Raw genomic sequence first — 18,174 nt, forward strand, 5'->3', positions numbered from 1 at the left:
TACTCTGCGCATGCGCGAACCTCTTTTCCGTACCCGCGACGAACCGAGTCCGCTGCCGGATTTCTGCAGCCTGCCGGTGCTGTTCACCCTGCTGGTGACCGGCGCGCTCGCCGCCACCGTGGTGTGGCTGGCCGCGGGCAACCATCGCGACTTCTCCGGCTACAGCGTGGGCATCCTGTTCGTGACCTGGCTGGTGCTGGTGCTAGGGGTGATGCTGTGCCTGCTGCGGGCGTGGCTGCAGCGCCTGCCCGGACACCTGCCCTACATCGCTGCGTGGCTGCTGATCATGCCGATCGTCGGCACGGCAAGCTGGGTGGCACATGGCCTGGACGAATCCCTGCGGATGGGGCTGCTGAGCGACGGCGCGACAACCTTCGTGTTCGACAACGTGCTGATCGCGGCCCTGCTCGGCGCGGCGATCCTGCGCTACTTCTATGTCGCTGCGCAGTGGCGATTGCGCCTTGCCGCGGTGACGCGGGCGCAGGTGGAGGCGTTGCAGGCGCGCATCCGTCCGCACTTCCTGTTCAACAGCATGAACACCGTGGCGGCGCTGATTCCGGTCGATCCGGCGGCGGCCGAACGTACGGTGGAGGACCTGGCCGAGCTGTTCCGTGCCGCGCTGGGCCAGCACGAGCAGGGCGACGGCACGCTGGGCGAGGAGCTGGCCCTGCTCGACCGTTACCTCGCGATCGAGCAGCTGCGTCTTGGCGAACGCCTGCGCGTGCAACGCGAGCTGGACGACCTGCCGCCCGGCTTTCCGTTGCCCCGCCTGCTGCTGCAGCCGCTGCTGGAGAACGCGGTGCGCCACGGCGTCCAGCCCCTGCGCGAAGGCGGTGTGGTGACGCTGCGCGGCGAACGCCGGGGCGACGCCATCGTGATCGAGATCGCCAACCCGTTGCCGTCCTCGCCCGCGCGCGGCGGCAACGGCCATGGCCTGGACAGCGTGCGCCGGCGCGTGGCGTTCCGTTACGGCCCGCGCGCGGCAGTGCAGGCCGGACCGCAGGGCGAGCGCTACGTGGTGAGCCTGCAGTTGCCGTTGGAGAACAAGGAGAGTGGCGATGCGCGTCTTGATCGTCGATGACGAGCCACTGGCGCGCATGCGGCTCGCCACGCTGCTGGGCGAGTGCGATGGCGTGGAGCTCGCCGGCAGCGTGGGCGACGGCGAGGCCGCGCTGGCGGCGCTCGGCGGACTGCAGCCCGACCTGCTGCTGCTGGACATCAACATGCCGGGCCTCGACGGTATGGCACTGGCTGCGCGCCTGGCCGGACGCGCGCGGCCGCAAGTGGTGTTTTGCACCGCCTACGAGAACCACGCGCTGCACGCCTTCGAACTGGAGGCGGTGGATTACCTGCTGAAGCCGGTGCGGCTGGAACGCCTGCGCGAGGCGTTGCAGCGTGCGCGCAAGCGTCTGGCCGAGGCGCCGCGCGCCGCCGCCGCGTGGCTGCATGCGCGCGTGCGCGACGAGCAAGTCCGCGTGGCGCTGGACGAGGTGATCTGCCTGCTCGCCGAGGAAAAATACGTGTGCGTGCGGCACGCTGGCGGCGAACTCCTGATCGACGAGTCGTTGCGCCAGCTGGAGGAAGCCTATCCCGCCCAGTTGATCCGCCTGCACCGCAACTGCCTGGTACCGCCCGCCCGCCTGCTTGGCCTGAGGAGCCTGCCCGATGGACGCGTGCTGGCACGCCTCGCCGGCACCGACTTCAGCCCCGAGGTGAGCCGGCGTAACCTGCCGGCCCTGCGCAAGCTGCTGCGGATGGGGTGAGCGGTCCGCGCGGCGCGTCGATTCGTCGCTGTCTGCGCAATCGTCGTGGCATCGGCGACAATGGTGCACGAGTCAGACCACGGAGCCTGCATGACCCCGAACACCCTGCGCATCGCCACCCGCAAGAGCGCGCTCGCGCTGTGGCAGGCCGAGCACGTGGCGGCGTTGTTGCGTGCGGCTCATCTGGGGTTGATGGTGGATCTGGTGCCGTTGTCCACGCGCGGCGACGAGATCCTCGACCAGCCGCTGGCGACGATCGGCGGCAAGGGGCTGTTCCTCAAGGAACTGGAGGTGGCGATGCTGGAAGGCCGCGCCGACCTTGCCGTGCACTCGCTGAAGGACGTGCCGGCGGAGCTGGAGCCGGGCTTCGCGTTGCCGGCGATCCTGCCGCGCGCGGATGCCGCGGACGCCTTCGTCAGCAAGGATCATGCAGATCTCGCCGCCCTGCCGCTGGGCGCGAAGGTGGGTACGTCCTCGCTGCGCCGGCAGGCGCAGCTGCGTGCGCTGCGGCCGGACCTGGAACTGCTGGACCTGCGCGGCAACGTGGGCACGCGGCTGGCGAAGCTGGATGCTGGCCACTACGACGCGATCGTGCTGGCCTGTGCGGGGCTGGAGCGGTTGGGCCTGGCCGCGCGCATCCGCAGCCGGCTGGCCGCGCCGGACTGGCTGCCGGCGCCGGGACAGGCGGCGATCGCGGTCGAGGCGCGCGTCGACCAGCCGGCCACGCTCGCCCTGCTCGCGGTGCTGGACGATGCCGACACGCGGCTGGAGGTGAGCGCCGAGCGCGCGATGAACCAGGCGCTGGGAGGCAGCTGCACGGTACCGGTGGGCGCGTGGTGCACGGTCACCGAACGCGGCCTGCACCTGAGCGGCCTGGTGGGCGATGCGGCCAGCGGCCGCCTGCTGCACGCGCAGGCGGCCGGCGAGGACGCCGTGGCGCTGGGGCATACGGTGGCGCAGGCGCTGTTCGCGCAGGGTGCGGCCGCGTTTCTGGGAGTCTGACTCCGGAACGAAAGCGGCCCCACCGGTGGCTGGGGCCGTTTTGCAGTTGCGTATCCCTGACATGATGTCGAGAAAGTGCTTGCCTGCACTTCCTCGACTCGCCAAGTCCGGCCTGCAGCCGGACCTGGCTCCGCCGATCAAGCCCCAAGGTGCCTGATCGGCGCGCAATCCATCCGTGGAATGCGCTGACCAGCGATCTGTCGGACGCTGGTCAGAAGTTGTAGACCAGGTTGGTGGTGGTCAGCGTGTCGGTCTTCTTGATGCCCGGCAGCACGCTGCTGTTGTGGCGCACCTGGAAGCCCACCTTCAGCGCCAGCTTCTTGGTCATGCTGACGGCAAGGCCAGCGTCGTTCTGGATGTAGGTGTTCTTGGAGCCCGCTTCAGTGAGGAACGTGTCCTCGAGCGAAGTATTGGCGGTGAGGCGGAGCTTGTAGTTGATCAGCCCGCGGGCCACCATCTCGTGTTCCACCGGCTGCGTCTGGTTGATGCTGACGCCGTCGACGAGTATCGGAAGCTCTGCCGGCCGGTATTCCTTGTAACCGGGGCCGATTTCGAACGACAGCTCGTTGCGTGCGTCCTTCAGCGCGATGTAGCCGTAGCCCAGCGAGACCACGCCCTGCCACAGGTTGGCGCCGAAGTCGTCGTGGTCGTAGCGCGCCGCGCCCACGATGTAGCTGCGCGGGTCGAGCTTGTAGCCCACCGAGGCGCCGCCGTCGTAGCGGTTGGCGGTGGTCTCGAACTCATTGACGGTGTTGCCGGCCGGGGTAACCACCTTCTCCTGCACCTTGGTGCGCAGCACGTCCAGGAAGAAGTTGTTCTTCCACTGCTCGTTTTCCTGGTTCAGGCCGAGCTTGGCATTGACGTTCTGCGAGCGGGTGTTGCCGGTGGCCGAGGCGTAGCCGAACTCGCCCGAGCCGCTCCAGCCGCCGTTGTTGGCGCTGTTGCCGTTGCCGTTGCCGGCGTCTTGCGCCTGCACGGCAAAGCTGGCGCAGGCTGCCAGCAGCAGGGCGGCGATCAGAGTCTTGTTCATCGATGGGGGTTCCATTTCGTTAAACAATTGTAAGTCGCACACCTTAACGGAATGGCTTGAATTTTCAATGAACACGAGCCGGTGGAGCGGGCCTCGCGGCTGCCGTATCGGTCAGCGCGACCTCGTACAGGTAACGCTCCAGCAACTGGCCAAGCACGCCACTGGGCGCGGCGAGCGCGGCCGCCAACAGGCTGCCTGCGGTGCCACCCAGCAGCAGTGCCATGCAGGGCAGCGCGTAGGTCAGCAGTGCCGCGACGAGGCGTGCGGGGAATCGGCTGCGGCTCGCCGTGACTTCGCCGGAGACGGCCTCGGGCTCGCGCAGGGACTGCCACATCCCGCTTTCGAGCAAGCCCAGGCCCAGTGCCAGTGCGAACAGCAACAGGATCCACAGGTAGGCATCGTGGCTGCCGTCGAACCCGCCTTGCGCCAGCACGCTCAGCCACAACCAGAGGCCGCCCGTATAGGCCGCGGTGGTGATGCGGCAGGCCGGCAACAGGGCGGTCGCGCGTTGCAGTGGGGCTGGCAGGCAGGCGCGATCATCATGGGTGGCCTGCAGCAGGCTGACGAGGCTGCACAGCATCAGCAGTGCGCCGGCCAGCCGGGTCACCCAGAAGCTGTTGTCGCCATGCGCCAGGCCCGCCACCGCCAGCACTGGCAACCAGGTGACCAAGGCTGTCAACGCGGAACGCGTGGGGCGATGGCCCGGGCGCGGCTGCCAGCCGTGCCAGTACGCGAGCCCCGGTATCCGCAGGCAGGCCAGCAGCAGGCCGGCACCTACCAGCACCGCACCCAGCCCCAGCGGAACCAGGGTACCGTTGCGGCCCAGCCGGCTCAGCCCCAGCAGCAGGGACAGGCCCAGCCACAGCCACACACCGTAGCCGCCGGTCGCCAGCACCTGCAGGAGTGCGGCGGCTCGGGTAGGGCGGACGCTCGGTGGTGCTGGCGGCGCGGCGCCGGCGGCGCTCGCATCGGGCCACTCGCGGGTGGACTGCATGGATGGGTACCGTCCGGGGAAGGCGGGAATTCCAAGCTTAAGCCAGCCGTCGTGTGCGCGGGTTAGGCAAACGTTCGGCAGGCTTGCGGGCGCCGGCAGGCGTACCCATGCTAGAAGTCCCGTCCTGCATCACTGCCCGCGACCACCGAGCCTGCCATGGACCGCTACGAACGCATCCTCACCCTGCATCGCCTGCTCAAGTCAGCGCATTACCCGGTGCCGCTGCCCAAGCTGATGGACGAGCTGGAATGCTCGCGCGCCACGCTGTACCGCGACATCGGCTTCCTGCGTGATGCGCTGGGCGCGCCGCTCGAAAGCGCCGGCGGCGAGCATGCCGCGTTCCGCTACGAACTGGGCGAGGGTGAGCGCTTCGAGTTGCCGGGGCTGTGGCTCACCTCCGACGAACTGGCCGCGCTGCTGGCCCTGAACGAGCTGATCGGCCGCAGCGGTCCCGGCGTGCTGGCCGGCGCGCTGGCGCCGTTCAAGTCGCGCATCGAGCACCTGCTGTCCGATCGCGGCAGCGGCAAGGCGCTGCCGGTCGAGCGCATCCGGGTGATCCCGTGGGGCGCGCGCAAGCTCGACCAGCAGGCGTTCCGCATCGTGGCCGGCGCCGTGCTGGAGCGGAAGCAGCTGCGCTTCCGCTACCGCGCGCGCACCACCGGCGCGGACAGCCGCCGCACCGTATCGCCGCAACGCCTCACCCATTACCGCGACAACTGGTATCTCGACGTGTGGGACCACGACCGCGAGGCGCTGCGCAGCTTCGCGGTGGACCGCATTGCCGAGGCGCAGGCGCTGGACGCTCCGGCGCGCGACGTGCCTGATGCGGAGCTGGACCAGGCGCTTGCCTCCAGCTACGGCATCTTCGCCGGCCAGCCCAAGGCCTGGGCCACCATCCGCTTCTCCTCGCACGCCGCGCGCTGGGTGGCCGACGAACACTGGCATTCGCAGCAGAAGGGCGAATGGCTGGCCGACGGCCGCTACGAGCTGCAGCTGCCGTATTCCAACTCGAAGGAACTGCTGATGGACGTGCTCAAGTACGGCCCGGACGCCGAGGTGGTCGCGCCGCTGCCGCTGCGCGAGGAAATGAAGATCCTGCTGCAGCTGGCGCAGGGCGCGTACCAAGGTCCGCCGCGGTAGGAGCGCACCCTGTGCGCGAATGGCCTGGTGCTTGATCGAAACCAAAAGCCATCGCGCACAGGGGGCGCTCCTACCGCAGCGTCGATTGCGACGCCGCGTAGCTCAGCTTGCCGTCCTCGACCTGCGCGGCCGAGCTCCACGGGTGCACCACGCCGTGTTGCAGGCCGAGGATATGGATCACCTCGATGCCGCGCTGCTTCAGCACGTCGGCGATGATCGAACGGTGGCAGCGCCACCACACCGCTTCGGCGCACATCACTGCGGTGCGCTGGCGCGCCGCGAACGCCAGCAGCCCGGCCAGCCCCTCGGCGAATTCCGCGCTGGCGAGGTGGTCGGCGTAGCCGCGGAACGCGGCGTTGCGCCAGGCGGTGTTCGGCGAGTCCGGGCGCGTGCGGCGGCGCCCACCCAGTTGGGGAAACCATCGGTAGCCGATGCCGTGTGCGGCCAGGCTGACGGCCAGTGCGTCGCGCGCGAACTGCGGCCAGCGCCGCGAACCGGGGAAACGGCGCACGTCGGCGACCGCCTCGATGCGGAAGGCCGCAAGCAGGGCGAGGAACTCCTCCAGCGTGCGGGTGGAGTGGCCGATCGTCCAGACCGTGGCGGGGGCGGCGGCGTTCACGCGATCTTCTGCAGCGCCGCGCCCTTGTGCATGGCGATGTGGTCGGTCTTGTCGCTCTTGATCTCGTATTGCGGGTCGTCCGGGCTGCAATGGCGCGGATAGCCCTTGTACAGCGTGTCGGCCGTGTGCACCTTCACGATGCGGCCGGTGACGTAGCCGGCCTCGGAATTCCAGCGCACATGGTCGCCGACGTGGAACTGCAGGCTCATGATGGCGGTCTCTGCCTGTTGACGATGCCCGTCATCCTTGCACCGGAGGCGTGCAGGCGGGGTCGCTGCCGGCAAGCCGTATCGCGACCGGCTAGGATGGATAGCAACTGACTGGAGTACGACATGCAAAGCGGCAATCCCGCACTCAACAAGAACACCTTCCTCGACGCGGCCAGCGGCACGGTGTTCAGCCGCGACGGCGCCGCGATGACCTTGAACGGCACGGTCAACAAGACCGGCCTGCTGCTGCTGCTGGTGGTGGTCGGAGCGATGTTCAGCTGGAGCCGTTTCGCTGGTCCGGCCAGCCTGCCTGCGATGGCGCCGCTGGTGCTCGCCGGTGCGCTGGCCGGTTTCGTGCTGGCCATGATCACTGCGTTCAAGAAGACCTGGGCGCCGGTCACCGCACCGCTCTACGCGCTGGCCGAGGGCGTGTTCGTGGGGGCGCTGTCGGCGATCTTCGAGATGCGCTATCCCGGCATCGTGATGCAGGCGGTGGCGCTGACCTTCGGCACCATGGCCGTGCTGCTGCTGGGCTATCGCAGTGGGCTGATCCGCGTCACCGACAAGTTCCGTGCGGGCGTGGTCGCCGCCACCGGCGGCATCCTGCTGATTTACCTGGCCAGCTTCGTGATGGGCTTCTTCGGCCATTCCTTCGGCTTCATCACCGGCAGCAGCGGCATCGGCATCCTGTTCAGCCTCGCCGTGGTGGTGATCGCGGCGCTGAACCTGGTGCTGGACTTCGACATGATCGAGCAGGGCGTCAATGCCGGCGCGCCGAAGTACATGGAGTGGTACGGCGCCTTCGCGCTGGTGGTCACCCTGGTGTGGCTGTACCTGGAGATGTTGCGCCTGCTGTCGAAGCTGCAGTCGCGGAATTAGCCGATAGCGGGGAAAGGGCTTCTGCCCTTTCCCCGCTCGTCGAATCCGGTACATGCCCGGATTCGACTCCTGCGAATCAGTCAGCTCGTGCTTGATTCGCGGGCCATCCATGGCTGGCCGCGGAGGGATCGGGCCGCGGGGTGGCATCGGCTAAGCTGAGCGCCGACTCCGCTGCCATGGATCCGCATGAGCCAGTTCGCCCTGTTCGGCCAGCGCCGGTTCGCGCCGTTCTTCTGGACGCAGGCGCTGGCGGCGTTCAACGACAACGCCTTCCGCAACGCATTGCTGGTGCTGGTGGCGTTTCAGCTGGGACTGGATGACCGCGCGGCCTCGATCTACACGAACTTCGCGCCGGCGCTGTTCATCCTGCCGTTCTTCCTGTTCTCGGCCAGCGCGGGCCAGTTGGCGGAACGATTCGAGAAGACGCGCATCATCCGCTGGGTGAAGCTGTTCGAGATCGCGGCGATGGTGGTCGCGGCGGCAGGCTTCATCACCCATCACGTCGCGCTGCTGCTGGTGGTGCTGTTCATGATGGGCCTGCACTCCACTGTGTTCGGGCCGATCAAGTACGCGATCCTGCCGCAGGCGCTCAAGCCCGCCGAACTGGTGGGCGGCAATGGCCTGGTGGAGATGGGCACGCAGCTGGCGATCCTGCTCGGCATGATCGCGGGCACCACCGCGATGGGTGTAGCCGGGCCATGGCTGGCGGCGGCCATCACCATAGGCGTGGCGGTGGCCGGCTACCTGGCCTGCCGCGCGATTCCGCCGGCGCCGGCCACCGCGCCGGAACTGAAGATCAGCTGGAATCCGTTCGGCGAGACCGCACGGGTACTGCGCATCACCCATGCCGACCGCGCAGTGTGGAACGCGGTACTGGGCATTTCCTGGTTCTGGTTCTTCGGCACCGTGCTGGTGGCGCAGCTGCCGATCTACACGCGCGAGACGCTGGGCGGCGACAACACGGTCTACACCCTGGTGCTCACCCTGTTCTCGATCGGCAGTGGCATCGGCGCGCTCGCCTGCGAGAAGCTTTCGGACCGGCGCGTGGAGATCGGCCTGGTGCCGCTGGGCGCGTTCGGACTCACCGCGTTCGGCGTGGACCTGTACTTCGCACGGCATGGCCTTGCGCCGGTGCGCGGACTGAACTGGCTGGGCTTCCTGCACACGCCGGGCAGCTGGCGCATGGTGCTCGACCTCACCCTGATCGGCGCCTTCGCGGGCCTGTACGTGGTGCCGCTGTTCGCCTACGTGCAGGCGCGTGCGCCGCGCGAGAAGCTCTCGCGCATCATCGCCGGCAATAACATCATGAATGCGGTGCTGATTGTGGCCGCGGCCGGCTTCGGCCTGGGCCTGGGCGCGCTGGGGCTGGATGCGGTGCAGATCTTCCTCGCCGCGGCGCTGCTCAACGTGCTGGTGGCGGCGTACATCTTCACCCTGGTGCCCGAGTTCATCCTGCGCTTTGTCACCTGGCTGCTCACCGGCACGCTGTACCGCGTGCGCGCGGATGGCCTGCAGCACGTACCGGAGGAGGGCCCGGCGTTGCTGGTGTGCAACCACGTGAGCTTCGTCGATCCGCTGCTCCTGATGGCGAACCTGCGCCGGCCCGCACGCTTCGTGATGTATTACAAGATCTTCAGCATCCCGCTGCTGAAGTTCCTGTTCAAGACGGCGAGAGCCATTCCCATCGCGGGGCAGAAGGAAGATCCAGCCGCGTTGCAACAGGCGTACGACACCATCGACGCCGCGCTGGCCGATGGCGAACTGGTTTGCATCTTCCCCGAGGGGGCGCTTACCCGCGATGGTGCCATCGCGCCGTTCCGTCCCGGCGTTGAGAAAATCCTCGCGCGTCGTCCGGTGCCGGTGCTGCCAATGGCCCTGCGCGGGTTGTGGGGCAGCATGTGGAGCCGGCGCGATTCCGCGCTGCATCGCGCGCGCCTGCCGCGGCGCTTCCGCGCGAGGGTGGAGCTGGTGGTGGATGCGCCAGTGTCGCCGGAACGTGCCAGTGCGGCGGCGTTGGAAGCGCGCGTGCGCGAGCTGCGCGGGGAGATGGCGTAGGCCGTCCCGGCGGGCGTAGGAGCGGCTTCAGCCGCGATTGGACATGAAATCGCGGCTGAAGCCGCTCCTACCGCTGGTTCATGGGCTCAGCGCAACCAGCCGCCGATCACGATCAGCGCCACCATGCTGAGCCAGGCCAACAGGGCGCGCAGCAGCGCGCTGCGCAGGCGCCGCAGTTCCAGCAGCACGTCGCTGCGTTCCTCGGCATAGCCTTCGCCACCTTCGATGTCGACCTGGATGTCCGCACGCGCCGCGGCACCGAGGAAGCCGGGTCCTTCGCGATACCAGCCATTCGGCAGCGCCTGCTGGTGCCAGCGCCGCCACGCACCGATCACCGCATCCCAGTGGCCGACCAGGGCAAGGGTGAACACCAGCAGCTGCGCGGGGAGCCAGTCCAGCGCATTGGCGAGATGGTGCGAGGTGGTGCGCGCCTCCCCGTCCAGTCGCAGCGTGTCGTCGTGGCCCAGCGCGCGGGTCAGCCGGTACAGCAGCGCACCCAGCGGTCCGAACAGGAAGAACCAGAACAGCACGCCGAAGCGTCGGCGCAGTGCGGCGTAGACGGTGGCTTCGCCCAGCTCGGCCGCGCTCCACGGCACCTGCTCGCCATCCTCACCCAGCGCCTGCGCGGCGGCTTCGCGACTGGCGCCGTCGGGTGCGGCCAGGATCGCCTCCAGGTCGGCTTCGAACGCGTGCGGGCCGCAGCAGAACAACAGCACCGCCAACGCGAACAGCAGCTGCAGCAGATCGGCCAGCGGCAACAGGTGCAGCAGCCAGATCGCCAGCGCACACAGGGCCAGCGGCAGCAACAGGGCCAGCACCACGCGACCGGTGCCGTTGGTGTCGTTCAGCTGGTCCACCCAGCGGCGGAAGCCACCATCGTTGCGCCAGTGTGCGAGGCGCGGCTGCCAGTGCAGCAGGCCGAGGGCAATCAGGGCGACGAGCAGACGGATGGCCATGTTAGAGCCTGTTCAATGTCTCTCCGTAGCCCGCGCCGGAAGCTGTTTGCGCGCAGGCCAAGGAAGAGCGAAGGAGTGGACGTCCGTCCACGACTGAGTGATGACGCAGGGATGTGGGCAAACGGACCCGGCCCTTCGGGTTGCCTTGCCGTGGCCGCCATGCGGTAGCGCGCGGCTTGACCTGCCAGCCAGGCAGGCGCTGCGCCACGCGCCACCACCTGACGGCCACGGCAAAGCAACGCGGGCAACGGGGAGACATTGAACAGGCTCTATTCTCCGGGGGATCGCCGCATTGTATGCGAGGCGCCTTGCCGTCACATGGCGCGCCGCGTTCGGCTCAGGCGTGTTCGATGCGCGCCGCGAGCAAGGCGTCGAGTTCCATCCCGGCGCGCTCGCGCAGCCAATGCTGCAGCAGCCGGTAGGACACCGACAGCGGCGTGGACGGCAGGAAGCTGCCGTCGGCGATGCCATCGGCGATCTGTCGCGGCGTGAACCAGCGCGCGTCTTCCAGCTCGCGGTCGCGCAGCCGGATCGTGGGGTCGCGTGCCACCGCGGTGAAGCCCACCATCAGCGAGGCCGGCATCGGCCAGGGTTGCGAGGAGTGGTAGTGCACCTCGCCCACGATCACGCCGGATTCCTCGGCCACCTCGCGGCGTACCGCGTCTTCCAACGCCTCGCCCGGCTCGATGAAGCCGGCCAGCGTGGAGTAGCGTCCGGGCGGCCAGCCGGCTTGGCGGCCGAGCAGGCAGGCGCCCTCGTGCTCCACGACCACGATGATCGCGGCATCGGTGCGCGGGAAATGCATGCGTCCGCAGGCGGCATTCGTGCAGTGCATGCGATGGCCGGCGGAAACGATGGCGAGCGGCGCGCCGCAGTATGCGCAGTGCCGCGTCTCGCGATGCCAGTGCGCGAGGCCCTTGGCGTAGGCGAACAGGCCGGCCTCGTCGGCGGACAGCAGCAGGCCGGCCTCGCGCAGGCCGGCACGGCGTGCAGACAACTCCACTTCCAATGCTTCGACGCTCGAATCGTCCTTCAGCGTCAGCAGGAAGTGCGGACGACCGTCAGCGATGCCGAGCAGCCACGCCGGAGCATCGGCACACAGCCGCTGGCGTTCGCCGGCGGCTAGCCAGCGCAGCGCGTCGTCGTCGATGTGCAGGAAGCCGCGGCCTTCGGCGTCGAGCAGCAGGTAACGTGCCGTTGGTGCCGCGGCCTGTGCAGCCACCCACGCCGCATCATCGCGGCGTTCGGCCATGCGGTCGAGGATCAGGCTGAGTCCGGCGAAGGTATTGGGCGGCGTCGCGGGCATGCGACGTTCAGGCCGAGAACGAGGAGCCGCAGCCGCAGGTGGTCTTCGCGTTCGGATTGCGTATCACGAACTGCGAACCGCCAAGGTTCTCGCTGTAGTCGATCTCGGCGCCGGTGAGGTATTGCAGCGACAGCGGATCGCACAGCAGGGTCACGCCCCCGCGCTCCAGCGCGAAGTCGTCCTCGGCCTGGGCCTCGTCAAACGTGAAGCCGTACTGGAAGCCCGAGCAGCCGCCGCCGGAGATGTACACGCGCAGCTTCAGCGCGGGATTGCCCTCTTCCGCGATCAGCTCGTGCACCTTGCGCGCGGCGGCCTCGGTGAACAGCAACGGTGCACCGCTGCTGCGGTAGTCGGGAACGGCGGGAAGCGGGACGACGGTATCCATGGCACTCAGATGGGGTCACTGGCGGACGGTACAAGCATACTTCGCCCGCCTTGCGGCGGCATGACCGTCGTCGCGGTCGGCACCTGTGGAGAATTCCCCAGGATGTGGAATCCTCCATCGGCGCGTCCGGCGCATGTCCATACGCGCCTCCGCGAATCAGTCACCTGCGTGACCGATCCGCGTCCGGCTATCCGTGGCCGGCCGAGAGGCTGAAAATTCATGGCCTCTCAGCCCTGCATCTTGCTCTGCAGGTAGCGCTCGGCGCCGATGTCCTTGACCAGGCTCTGCTGGGTCTCCAGCCAGTCGATGTGCTCTTCCTCGTCGTGCAGGATGCCCTTGAACAGGTCGCGGCTGACGTAGTCGGCGATGCCCTCGCTGTGCGCGATCGCGGCGCGCAGGTCCTTGGCCGCGGCCAGTTCCAGGTCGAGGTCGCCCTGGATGCACTCCAGCACGTTCTCGCCGATGTGCAGCTTGCCCAGGTGCTGCAGGTTGGGCAGGCCGTCGAGGAACAGGATGCGCTCGATCAGGCGGTCGGCGTGCTTCATCTCCTCGATCGATTCCTTGTACTCGTGCTCGGCCAGTTCCGCGTAACCCCAGTCCTTGAACATGCGGTAATGCAGGAAGTACTGGTTGATCGCGGTCAGCTCGTTGTAGAGCACCTTGTTGAGGAATTCGATGACCTTGGCGTCGCCCTTCATGGCTGTCTCCGCTGTGTGGGGATGCGACGACTATACGAAGTTCGCCACCCCAAGGGCGGAACACGAATGGCAATGGTTTGCGCGCGGGAACGCGCGGGCGGCTCAGGCGACCGCGACGAAGGCGGGTAGCGTGGCCGCAGATTCGTGCTGTTCGACCGCCTGCTGCAGGCAGGCGCGGGCTTCAGGTTCGCAACAGCCGCAGCAATCCGAGCAGCCGGTGCGCGCCTGCAGTTCGGCAAACGTGCGTACGCCGTCGGCGACTTCGCGGCGGATGTCGTGATCGGTGACGGCGTTGCACAGGCAGACGTACATGCCGCGCATAAGAACGCAAATGCGAATGATTGTCAACTATTTGGGGGTGTTGGCTCCCGCCGTTCAGGCGACGCGCCAGCCGTGCCCCGGCTCGTCCGCTGGAGCGTCGCCGGCCTCGCGCGGCGGCGCGTTGCCCAGCTCGATCCGGCACATGCCTTCCACCAGCGGCGCGAAATGGCGCAGGGCGCGCTCGTACACCTGCCGCTTGAAGTTCACCACATGGGCGGCCGGGTACCAGAAATCCACCCAGCGCCAGATGTCGAACTCGGGCTTGTCGCAGGCATCCAGCCGCAGCGAGGCCTCGTCGCTGACCAGCTTGAGCAGGAACCACACCTGCTTCTGGCCGATGCAGGTAGGGTGCTGGTGGTGGCGCACGTAGCGCTGCGGCAGCTTGTAGCGCAGCCAGCCGCGGGTGGCTGCCACCACCTCGACATGCTCGGGCGCCAGGCCGGTTTCCTCTTCCAGCTCGCGGTACATCGCCTCCAGCGGCGTCTCGTCGCTGCGCATGCCGCCTTGCGGGAACTGCCAGCCGTCGCGGTTGATGCGGCGCGCCCAGAACAGGCGCCCGTCTGCATTCAGCAGCACGATGCCCACATTGGGACGGTAGCCATCGACGTCGATCATCTCGTCATCCTCGGGCCTGGTCGCGCGCCGGCAGCGGTGACGCGCGCAAGGCGATGGCCCGATTCAACCATGCACGCCGGACCGCGGCAAGCCGAAAAGCTTGAACCGGAGCGTGCACGCCATTAAACTGCCGCGCCCCGCTTCCGGCATCGTCGCGATCCGGCGCGGCGGCTTTCCCCATGGCTATGTAGCTCAGCCGGTTAGAGCACAGCACTCATAATGCTGGGGTCGGTGGTTCGAGTCCACCCATAGCCACCATGCGCTCCATCCCGCGCCCGTGCGATTCGCGGTCGACGGATCGCCGGAGCAACAGCATGCGCATCTTCAAGGTTTTCCAGATCGAGGCGGCCCACCGTCTGCCCAACGTGCCGCCAGGGCACAAGTGTGCTCGCCTGCACGGGCATTCGTTCCGCGTTGAGGTGCATGTGGCGGGCGAGCCTGGCGCGCATAGCGGCTGGGTGATGGATTTCGCCGACGTGAAGGCGGCTTTCGCGCCGCTGTTCGAGCAGCTCGACCACCATTACCTCAACGACATCGAGGGGCTGGAGAATCCCACCAGCGAGGTGCTGGCGCGCTGGATCTTCCAGCGACTGGAGTCGCGCCTGCCGGGCCTCGACGAGGTAGTGGTGCATGAAACCTGCACCTCCGGTGCCAGTTGCAGCCGGGTCAATCGTTGACGCGGTGCGATGACAGGTTCGTGACATGCAAAAGGCTGTGTTACATGAATATTTTCCAACTGGTCTGGCCAGTCGACAAAAAATATATTGCATTGCACAAAATTGCCTGCTAGAGTCACTTCCACTAACCGCATACCCCACGAGGGCAAGCTCATGACTCAGCAGTTCAACAACCAGTTTTTCGCTTACACCAAGCAGGTCACCGAGGGCGCGTTCAAGGCGCAGTCGCTGGCCCTGAAGAGCCTGGAGACGGTCGCCGGTCTGCAGCTCAAGGCGCTTGAGCAGCAGACGCGTGATTCGGCCGCGTTCGTGGCCGAGGCGCTGGAGACGCGCGACGCCGATGCCTTGCGCAGCCTGTGGGAAAAGGGCGCCAGCCTGAGCCGCGAGCAGGCCGAGCGCGCGGTGGCGGTTTCGCAGGAAATCATCGCCGTGACGCAGAAAGCTGCGGAGTCGCTGCAGGCTCTGGTGCAGGAACAGCGCCAAGCCGCCAATGAGGCGGTGACTGCGCCGGCCGCCGTGAAGAAGGCCGCGAAGTAAGGCAACGCACAACCCCGAGTGGCACCCTGCCGGCGGCTCCCCTCCCGCGTGGCAGCAAGGGCCGGACTTCCCCAGTCCGGCCCTTTTCTTTATGCGAATCAGGCGGCCGCGCAGCCATCGCGGGACAAGTTGCCGCAGTGCCTGCGGCTTGTCGCTGCAATCGGGGCACTGATATACTTTTACGGATTGGATCGTAGTTCGTGGCTGGTATCGGTGCCACCTGGTGGGAACCGGTGCGGAGAGGTTACGTGCTCAACAGTCTCGACGCCGGCCGACGCCTTGCGCTGCGCCTAGTGCTGCTGCAGCTCATGGTGGCGGTGATGATCGGCGCGATGTTCCTGCTGAAGGGGCATCGGGAGGCGGTTTCGGCCGCGGCCGGGGGATTTGCGGTGGCGCTGGGTACCGCGCTGATGTCCGCGCAAGTCTTCGGTCGCCTGGTCGGCGGCGCGGCGACTTTCGCCCGTCTGCTGCTCGGCATGCTGCTGAAGTGGGCAGTGGTCGTCGGCGGGTTGGGGCTGATCCTGTTCAAGTACAAGTTGCCGCCGCTGGCCGCCGTGACGGGGCTGGTGGCTGCTTACGCGGTTTATCTGGTGGCGTTCAGATTCAAGGGTTGATACATGGCGAGCGAGCCGCAGGGCGGACTGACCGAATACATCCAGCACCATCTGACCCACCTTATCCCGGTGGGCGCGGATCACCGCGATTTCTGGGCGGTGCACATCGATTCGATCACCGTGTCGCTGGTGCTGGGCGTGCTGTTCTGCCTGTGGTTCTGGTCGAAGGCGCGCAAGGCCACCTCCGGCGTGCCGTCCAAGGGCCAGGCCTTCGTCGAAATCATCCTCGAATTCGTCGACGGCCAGGTCAAGGACGTGTTCCACGGCGATCGCCGTTTCCTCGGTCCGCTGGCGCTGACCGTGTTCGTCTGGGTGTTCCTGATGAACGCGATGGACCTGCTGCCGGTGGATCTGCTGCCCTGGATCACCGAGAAGTTCGGCATCGGCCACTTCCGCGCGGTGCCCACCGCCGACACCAGCATGACGTTCGCGATGTCGATCACGGTGTTCCTGCTGATCATCGTCTACAGCTTCAAGGCCAAGGGCTTTAACGGCTACATGCACGAGCTGTTCACCGCACCGTTCGGCAAGCACCCGTTGCTGTGGATCCCCAATTTCGCGCTGAACCTGGTCGAGCTGCTGTCCAAGCCGGTGAGCCTGGCGATGCGACTGTTCGGCAACATGTACGCGGGCGAGCTGGTCTTCATGCTGATCGCCGGCCTGTTCAGCGCGGGCGCGGGCGTGGCCGGCTGGGCGCTGTACGGCGCCGGCATCATCGGCTACACGGTGTGGGGCATCTTCCACATCCTGATCATCTCGATCCAGGCCTTCATCTTCATGGTGCTGACCATCGTGTACATCTCGATGGCGCACGACCATCACTGATTCCGGTTTCGTTTCAACTTTCCAACCCTTCAACGCAAAACCGTTTTTTCGAGGAGACCACCGTGGAACTAGTCGCTCACATTGCTCAAGTCCAAGGCTTCACCGCCATCGCGCTCGGCCTGATCATCGGCCTCGGCGCCCTGGGTGCCTGTATCGGCATCGGCGTCATGGGTTCGAAGTTCCTGGAAGCCGCTGCCCGCCAGCCGGAGCTGGTGCCGCTGCTGCAGGGCCGCATGTTCCTGCTGGCCGGCCTGATCGACGCGGCGTTCCTGATCGGCGTGGCGCTGGCGATGTACTTCGCCGTGGCGAACCCGCTGCTGGCGAACCTGACGGCCGCGGCTGGTCACTAATCGGCTTGGTTCACGGCGCCGTCCCGGCGGCGCCGTTGCCTCGTACGGGAGCCTCGGCACCCGTACTCGTAAATCCACGTTACAGGTAACGCAGCGATGCTTCCCAACGGCACTCTGATCGGCGAAATGATTGCTTTCGCCATCCTCATCTGGTTCTGCGTCCAGTTCATCTGGCCGCACATCAGCAAGGCCATCGAGGAGCGGCAGATCAAGATCGCCGAGGGCCTCAGCGCCGCCGAGCGCGCGCACGCCGAGCTGAAGAGCGCCGATACCAAGGTGGCGGACGAGATCCGCAAGGCGCGCCAGCAGGCGTCCGAGATCATCGACAAGGCGCAGCAGCAGGCCAACGGCATCCTCGACAAGGCCCGCGCCGACGCGATCGTCGAGATCAACCGGCTGAAGGCCGCCGCGCAGGACGACATTGCCGCGATGGCGCAGCAGGCGCGCGAGCAGTTGCGCGAGCGCGTGGGCGCGCTGGCTGTGCAGGGTGCGTCGAAGATCGTGCAGCGCGAGGTGGATGCCTCGACGCACAAGGCGCTGCTCGACCAGCTCGCCGCCGAGGTCTGATCCATGGCCCAGGCAATCACCCTCGCCCGTCCCTACGCCCGCGCCGCGTTCGAGCTGGCTCATGCCCATGGCGCGCTGGCCGCGTGGTCGCAGGCACTGGCGTTCGCGGCGCAGGTGGCGGCCGATCCGCGCGTGGCCGCGCTGGGCAACGACCCGCGCATGCAGCCGGCGCAGCTGGTGGCGCTGCATCGGCCCGAGGGCATGGCGGCCGATGCGCCGTTCGCGCAGTTCCTGGGTGAACTGGCCGAGCATCGCCGCATGGCGCTGCTGCCGGAAGTGGCCGCGCTGTACGAGCAGTACCGCCGCGAGTCCGAGTCGCAACTGCTGGTCAAGGTGACCAGCGCGATGGCGCTGGACGCCGCGCAGGCCGAGCAGCTCAAGGCTTCGCTGAAGCGCCGCTTCAAGCGCGAGATCGAGCTGGAGACCCGGGTCGATGCCTCGCTACTGGCCGGTGTGGTGATCGATACCGGCAGCGAAGTGATCGACGGTTCCGCGCGCGGACGCCTTGAGCGCCTGGGCAGCGCCCTCGCAAGCTAGTTTCACGTTTTACGCGAATCCTTGGTTCGCGAAGAGCCAACCGGCCGTTCAAGGTCGGACGACAAAAGTTTCATGCGAAGTCCTTTCGCACAAGA

General features: G+C 67.4%; 23 protein-coding genes and 1 tRNA gene. 14 read left to right on the forward strand and 10 right to left on the reverse strand.

Annotated elements, in window-relative coordinates; all coding sequences use genetic code 11:
• The first annotated feature begins 10 nt into the window (after window positions 1-10).
• The 3 genes from ABQJ54_RS08250 (at window position 11) to hemC (ending at window position 2,765) form a co-directional block, all read left to right on the forward strand.
• Window positions 11-1,081 (forward strand): sensor histidine kinase, encoded by a 1,071-nt coding sequence (locus ABQJ54_RS08250; protein ID WP_367853819.1) that lies wholly within the window; start codon window positions 11-13, stop codon window positions 1,079-1,081.
• On the forward strand, window positions 1,059-1,763 hold the full coding sequence (locus ABQJ54_RS08255) for a LytR/AlgR family response regulator transcription factor (protein ID WP_367853820.1): 705 nt from the start codon (window positions 1,059-1,061) through the stop codon (window positions 1,761-1,763). The genes ABQJ54_RS08250 and ABQJ54_RS08255 overlap by 23 nt, the downstream gene beginning before the upstream one ends.
• A 90-nt stretch (window positions 1,764-1,853) precedes the next feature.
• Window positions 1,854-2,765, forward strand: coding sequence for a hydroxymethylbilane synthase (hemC, locus tag ABQJ54_RS08260; RefSeq protein WP_367853821.1), 912 nt, complete (start codon window positions 1,854-1,856; stop codon window positions 2,763-2,765).
• A 211-nt stretch (window positions 2,766-2,976) separates the two neighbouring features.
• Here the strand turns inward: hemC and ABQJ54_RS08265 are convergent, their stop codons facing one another.
• Complete coding sequence (locus tag ABQJ54_RS08265; protein WP_367853822.1) at window positions 2,977-3,795, reverse strand: DUF481 domain-containing protein; 819 nt, start codon at window positions 3,793-3,795, stop codon at window positions 2,977-2,979.
• 64 nt (window positions 3,796-3,859) lie between these two features.
• Entirely contained in the window at window positions 3,860-4,789 is a 930-nt protein-coding gene (locus tag ABQJ54_RS08270) for a hypothetical protein (protein ID WP_367853823.1), read from the reverse strand.
• Between the two features lie 156 nt (window positions 4,790-4,945).
• Between ABQJ54_RS08270 and ABQJ54_RS08275 the strand changes: the two genes are divergently transcribed.
• Window positions 4,946-5,929: a helix-turn-helix transcriptional regulator gene (locus ABQJ54_RS08275; RefSeq protein WP_367853824.1), complete on the forward strand. Its 984-nt coding sequence runs from the start codon at window positions 4,946-4,948 to the stop codon at window positions 5,927-5,929.
• Window positions 5,930-5,999: 70 nt separating this feature from the next.
• Here ABQJ54_RS08275 and ABQJ54_RS08280 read toward each other — a convergent pair whose 3' ends face one another.
• Both ABQJ54_RS08280 and ABQJ54_RS08285 read right to left on the reverse strand, forming a co-directional pair.
• Entirely contained in the window at window positions 6,000-6,548 is a 549-nt protein-coding gene (locus ABQJ54_RS08280) for a DUF488 domain-containing protein (protein ID WP_367853825.1), read from the reverse strand.
• Window positions 6,545-6,757, reverse strand: coding sequence for a hypervirulence associated TUDOR domain-containing protein (locus ABQJ54_RS08285; protein WP_367853826.1), 213 nt, complete (start codon window positions 6,755-6,757; stop codon window positions 6,545-6,547). The genes ABQJ54_RS08280 and ABQJ54_RS08285 overlap by 4 nt, the downstream gene beginning before the upstream one ends.
• Before the next feature lie 123 nt (window positions 6,758-6,880).
• On the opposite strand from ABQJ54_RS08285, the gene ABQJ54_RS08290 reads away from it, so the two are divergent.
• Both ABQJ54_RS08290 and ABQJ54_RS08295 read left to right on the forward strand, forming a co-directional pair.
• Window positions 6,881-7,636 (forward strand): Bax inhibitor-1/YccA family protein, encoded by a 756-nt coding sequence (locus ABQJ54_RS08290; RefSeq protein WP_367853827.1) that lies wholly within the window; start codon window positions 6,881-6,883, stop codon window positions 7,634-7,636.
• A 186-nt stretch (window positions 7,637-7,822) separates the two neighbouring features.
• Entirely contained in the window at window positions 7,823-9,691 is a 1,869-nt protein-coding gene (locus ABQJ54_RS08295) for an MFS transporter (RefSeq protein ID WP_367853828.1), read from the forward strand.
• 86 nt (window positions 9,692-9,777) lie between these two features.
• On the opposite strand, the gene ABQJ54_RS08300 is transcribed toward ABQJ54_RS08295, so the two are convergent.
• The 6 genes from ABQJ54_RS08300 to ABQJ54_RS08325 form a co-directional block, all read right to left on the reverse strand.
• Window positions 9,778-10,647 carry a beta-lactamase induction protein gene (locus ABQJ54_RS08300; protein ID WP_367853829.1) on the reverse strand — a complete coding sequence of 290 codons (870 nt, stop codon included), beginning with the start codon at window positions 10,645-10,647 and terminating at the stop codon, window positions 9,778-9,780.
• 337 nt (window positions 10,648-10,984) lie between these two features.
• The gene (nudC, locus tag ABQJ54_RS08305; protein WP_367853830.1) at window positions 10,985-11,953 is read right to left on the reverse strand and encodes an NAD(+) diphosphatase; all 969 of its coding nucleotides are present in this window, start codon (window positions 11,951-11,953) and stop codon (window positions 10,985-10,987) included.
• Window positions 11,954-11,960: 7 nt separating this feature from the next.
• The gene (erpA, locus tag ABQJ54_RS08310) at window positions 11,961-12,338 is read right to left on the reverse strand and encodes an iron-sulfur cluster insertion protein ErpA (RefSeq protein ID WP_367853831.1); all 378 of its coding nucleotides are present in this window, start codon (window positions 12,336-12,338) and stop codon (window positions 11,961-11,963) included.
• A 227-nt stretch (window positions 12,339-12,565) separates the two neighbouring features.
• Entirely contained in the window at window positions 12,566-13,036 is a 471-nt protein-coding gene (gene bfr / locus ABQJ54_RS08315) for a bacterioferritin (protein WP_367853832.1), read from the reverse strand.
• A 102-nt stretch (window positions 13,037-13,138) separates the two neighbouring features.
• Complete coding sequence (locus tag ABQJ54_RS08320; protein ID WP_437343330.1) at window positions 13,139-13,357, reverse strand: (2Fe-2S)-binding protein; 219 nt, start codon at window positions 13,355-13,357, stop codon at window positions 13,139-13,141.
• A gap of 54 nt (window positions 13,358-13,411) precedes the next feature.
• Entirely contained in the window at window positions 13,412-13,972 is a 561-nt protein-coding gene (locus ABQJ54_RS08325) for an RNA pyrophosphohydrolase (protein ID WP_367853833.1), read from the reverse strand.
• A 181-nt stretch (window positions 13,973-14,153) separates the two neighbouring features.
• Between ABQJ54_RS08325 and ABQJ54_RS08330 the strand changes: the two genes are divergently transcribed.
• From ABQJ54_RS08330 to ABQJ54_RS08365, 8 genes are all read left to right on the forward strand, one after another.
• Window positions 14,154-14,230: transfer RNA gene (locus ABQJ54_RS08330), tRNA-Met, on the forward strand.
• Between the two features lie 56 nt (window positions 14,231-14,286).
• The gene (gene queD / locus ABQJ54_RS08335) at window positions 14,287-14,649 is read left to right on the forward strand and encodes a 6-carboxytetrahydropterin synthase QueD (RefSeq protein ID WP_367853834.1); all 363 of its coding nucleotides are present in this window, start codon (window positions 14,287-14,289) and stop codon (window positions 14,647-14,649) included.
• Window positions 14,650-14,802: 153 nt separating this feature from the next.
• Window positions 14,803-15,186, forward strand: coding sequence for a phasin family protein (locus ABQJ54_RS08340; protein WP_367853835.1), 384 nt, complete (start codon window positions 14,803-14,805; stop codon window positions 15,184-15,186).
• Window positions 15,187-15,434: 248 nt separating this feature from the next.
• A complete protein-coding gene (locus tag ABQJ54_RS08345) occupies window positions 15,435-15,800 on the forward strand; it encodes a hypothetical protein (RefSeq protein WP_367853836.1) in 366 nt (121 codons plus the stop codon).
• 3 nt (window positions 15,801-15,803) lie between these two features.
• Window positions 15,804-16,625 carry a F0F1 ATP synthase subunit A gene (gene atpB / locus ABQJ54_RS08350; protein ID WP_367853837.1) on the forward strand — a complete coding sequence of 274 codons (822 nt, stop codon included), beginning with the start codon at window positions 15,804-15,806 and terminating at the stop codon, window positions 16,623-16,625.
• Between the two features lie 62 nt (window positions 16,626-16,687).
• Window positions 16,688-16,975: a F0F1 ATP synthase subunit C gene (atpE, locus tag ABQJ54_RS08355; RefSeq protein WP_192163903.1), complete on the forward strand. Its 288-nt coding sequence runs from the start codon at window positions 16,688-16,690 to the stop codon at window positions 16,973-16,975.
• A 96-nt stretch (window positions 16,976-17,071) separates the two neighbouring features.
• Complete coding sequence (locus tag ABQJ54_RS08360) at window positions 17,072-17,542, forward strand: F0F1 ATP synthase subunit B (protein ID WP_367853838.1); 471 nt, start codon at window positions 17,072-17,074, stop codon at window positions 17,540-17,542.
• 3 nt (window positions 17,543-17,545) lie between these two features.
• Entirely contained in the window at window positions 17,546-18,079 is a 534-nt protein-coding gene (locus ABQJ54_RS08365; RefSeq protein ID WP_367853839.1) for a F0F1 ATP synthase subunit delta, read from the forward strand.
• Window positions 18,080-18,174 lie beyond the last annotated feature (95 nt).

It is taken from the genome of Rhodanobacter lycopersici, from assembly GCF_040812335.1.
In the GTDB taxonomy this organism is placed as follows: domain Bacteria; phylum Pseudomonadota; class Gammaproteobacteria; order Xanthomonadales; family Rhodanobacteraceae; genus Rhodanobacter_A; species Rhodanobacter_A lycopersici.

Bases quoted from the DNA above. Each gene is read 5' to 3' on its own strand.
- bfr (WP_367853832.1), bottom strand. From the start codon at position 13,036: ATGAAGGGCGACGCCAAGGTCATCGAATTCCTCAACAAGGTGCTCTAC.
- ABQJ54_RS08265 (WP_367853822.1), bottom strand. From the start codon at position 3,795: ATGAACAAGACTCTGATCGCCGCCCTGCTGCTGGCAGCCTGCGCCAGC.
- ABQJ54_RS08290 (WP_367853827.1), top strand. From the start codon at position 6,881: ATGCAAAGCGGCAATCCCGCACTCAACAAGAACACCTTCCTCGACGCG.
- hemC (WP_367853821.1), top strand. From the start codon at position 1,854: ATGACCCCGAACACCCTGCGCATCGCCACCCGCAAGAGCGCGCTCGCG.
- ABQJ54_RS08320 (WP_437343330.1), bottom strand. From the start codon at position 13,357: ATGCGCGGCATGTACGTCTGCCTGTGCAACGCCGTCACCGATCACGAC.
- ABQJ54_RS08285 (WP_367853826.1), bottom strand. From the start codon at position 6,757: ATGAGCCTGCAGTTCCACGTCGGCGACCATGTGCGCTGGAATTCCGAG.
- erpA (WP_367853831.1), bottom strand. From the start codon at position 12,338: ATGGATACCGTCGTCCCGCTTCCCGCCGTTCCCGACTACCGCAGCAGC.
- ABQJ54_RS08250 (WP_367853819.1), top strand. From the start codon at position 11: ATGCGCGAACCTCTTTTCCGTACCCGCGACGAACCGAGTCCGCTGCCG.
- ABQJ54_RS08300 (WP_367853829.1), bottom strand. From the start codon at position 10,647: ATGGCCATCCGTCTGCTCGTCGCCCTGATTGCCCTCGGCCTGCTGCAC.
- ABQJ54_RS08340 (WP_367853835.1), top strand. From the start codon at position 14,803: ATGACTCAGCAGTTCAACAACCAGTTTTTCGCTTACACCAAGCAGGTC.
- nudC (WP_367853830.1), bottom strand. From the start codon at position 11,953: ATGCCCGCGACGCCGCCCAATACCTTCGCCGGACTCAGCCTGATCCTC.
- ABQJ54_RS08275 (WP_367853824.1), top strand. From the start codon at position 4,946: ATGGACCGCTACGAACGCATCCTCACCCTGCATCGCCTGCTCAAGTCA.
- queD (WP_367853834.1), top strand. From the start codon at position 14,287: ATGCGCATCTTCAAGGTTTTCCAGATCGAGGCGGCCCACCGTCTGCCC.
- ABQJ54_RS08295 (WP_367853828.1), top strand. From the start codon at position 7,823: ATGAGCCAGTTCGCCCTGTTCGGCCAGCGCCGGTTCGCGCCGTTCTTC.
- ABQJ54_RS08360 (WP_367853838.1), top strand. From the start codon at position 17,072: ATGCTTCCCAACGGCACTCTGATCGGCGAAATGATTGCTTTCGCCATC.
- atpB (WP_367853837.1), top strand. From the start codon at position 15,804: ATGGCGAGCGAGCCGCAGGGCGGACTGACCGAATACATCCAGCACCAT.
- ABQJ54_RS08255 (WP_367853820.1), top strand. From the start codon at position 1,059: ATGCGCGTCTTGATCGTCGATGACGAGCCACTGGCGCGCATGCGGCTC.
- ABQJ54_RS08325 (WP_367853833.1), bottom strand. From the start codon at position 13,972: ATGATCGACGTCGATGGCTACCGTCCCAATGTGGGCATCGTGCTGCTG.
- ABQJ54_RS08365 (WP_367853839.1), top strand. From the start codon at position 17,546: ATGGCCCAGGCAATCACCCTCGCCCGTCCCTACGCCCGCGCCGCGTTC.
- ABQJ54_RS08270 (WP_367853823.1), bottom strand. From the start codon at position 4,789: ATGCAGTCCACCCGCGAGTGGCCCGATGCGAGCGCCGCCGGCGCCGCG.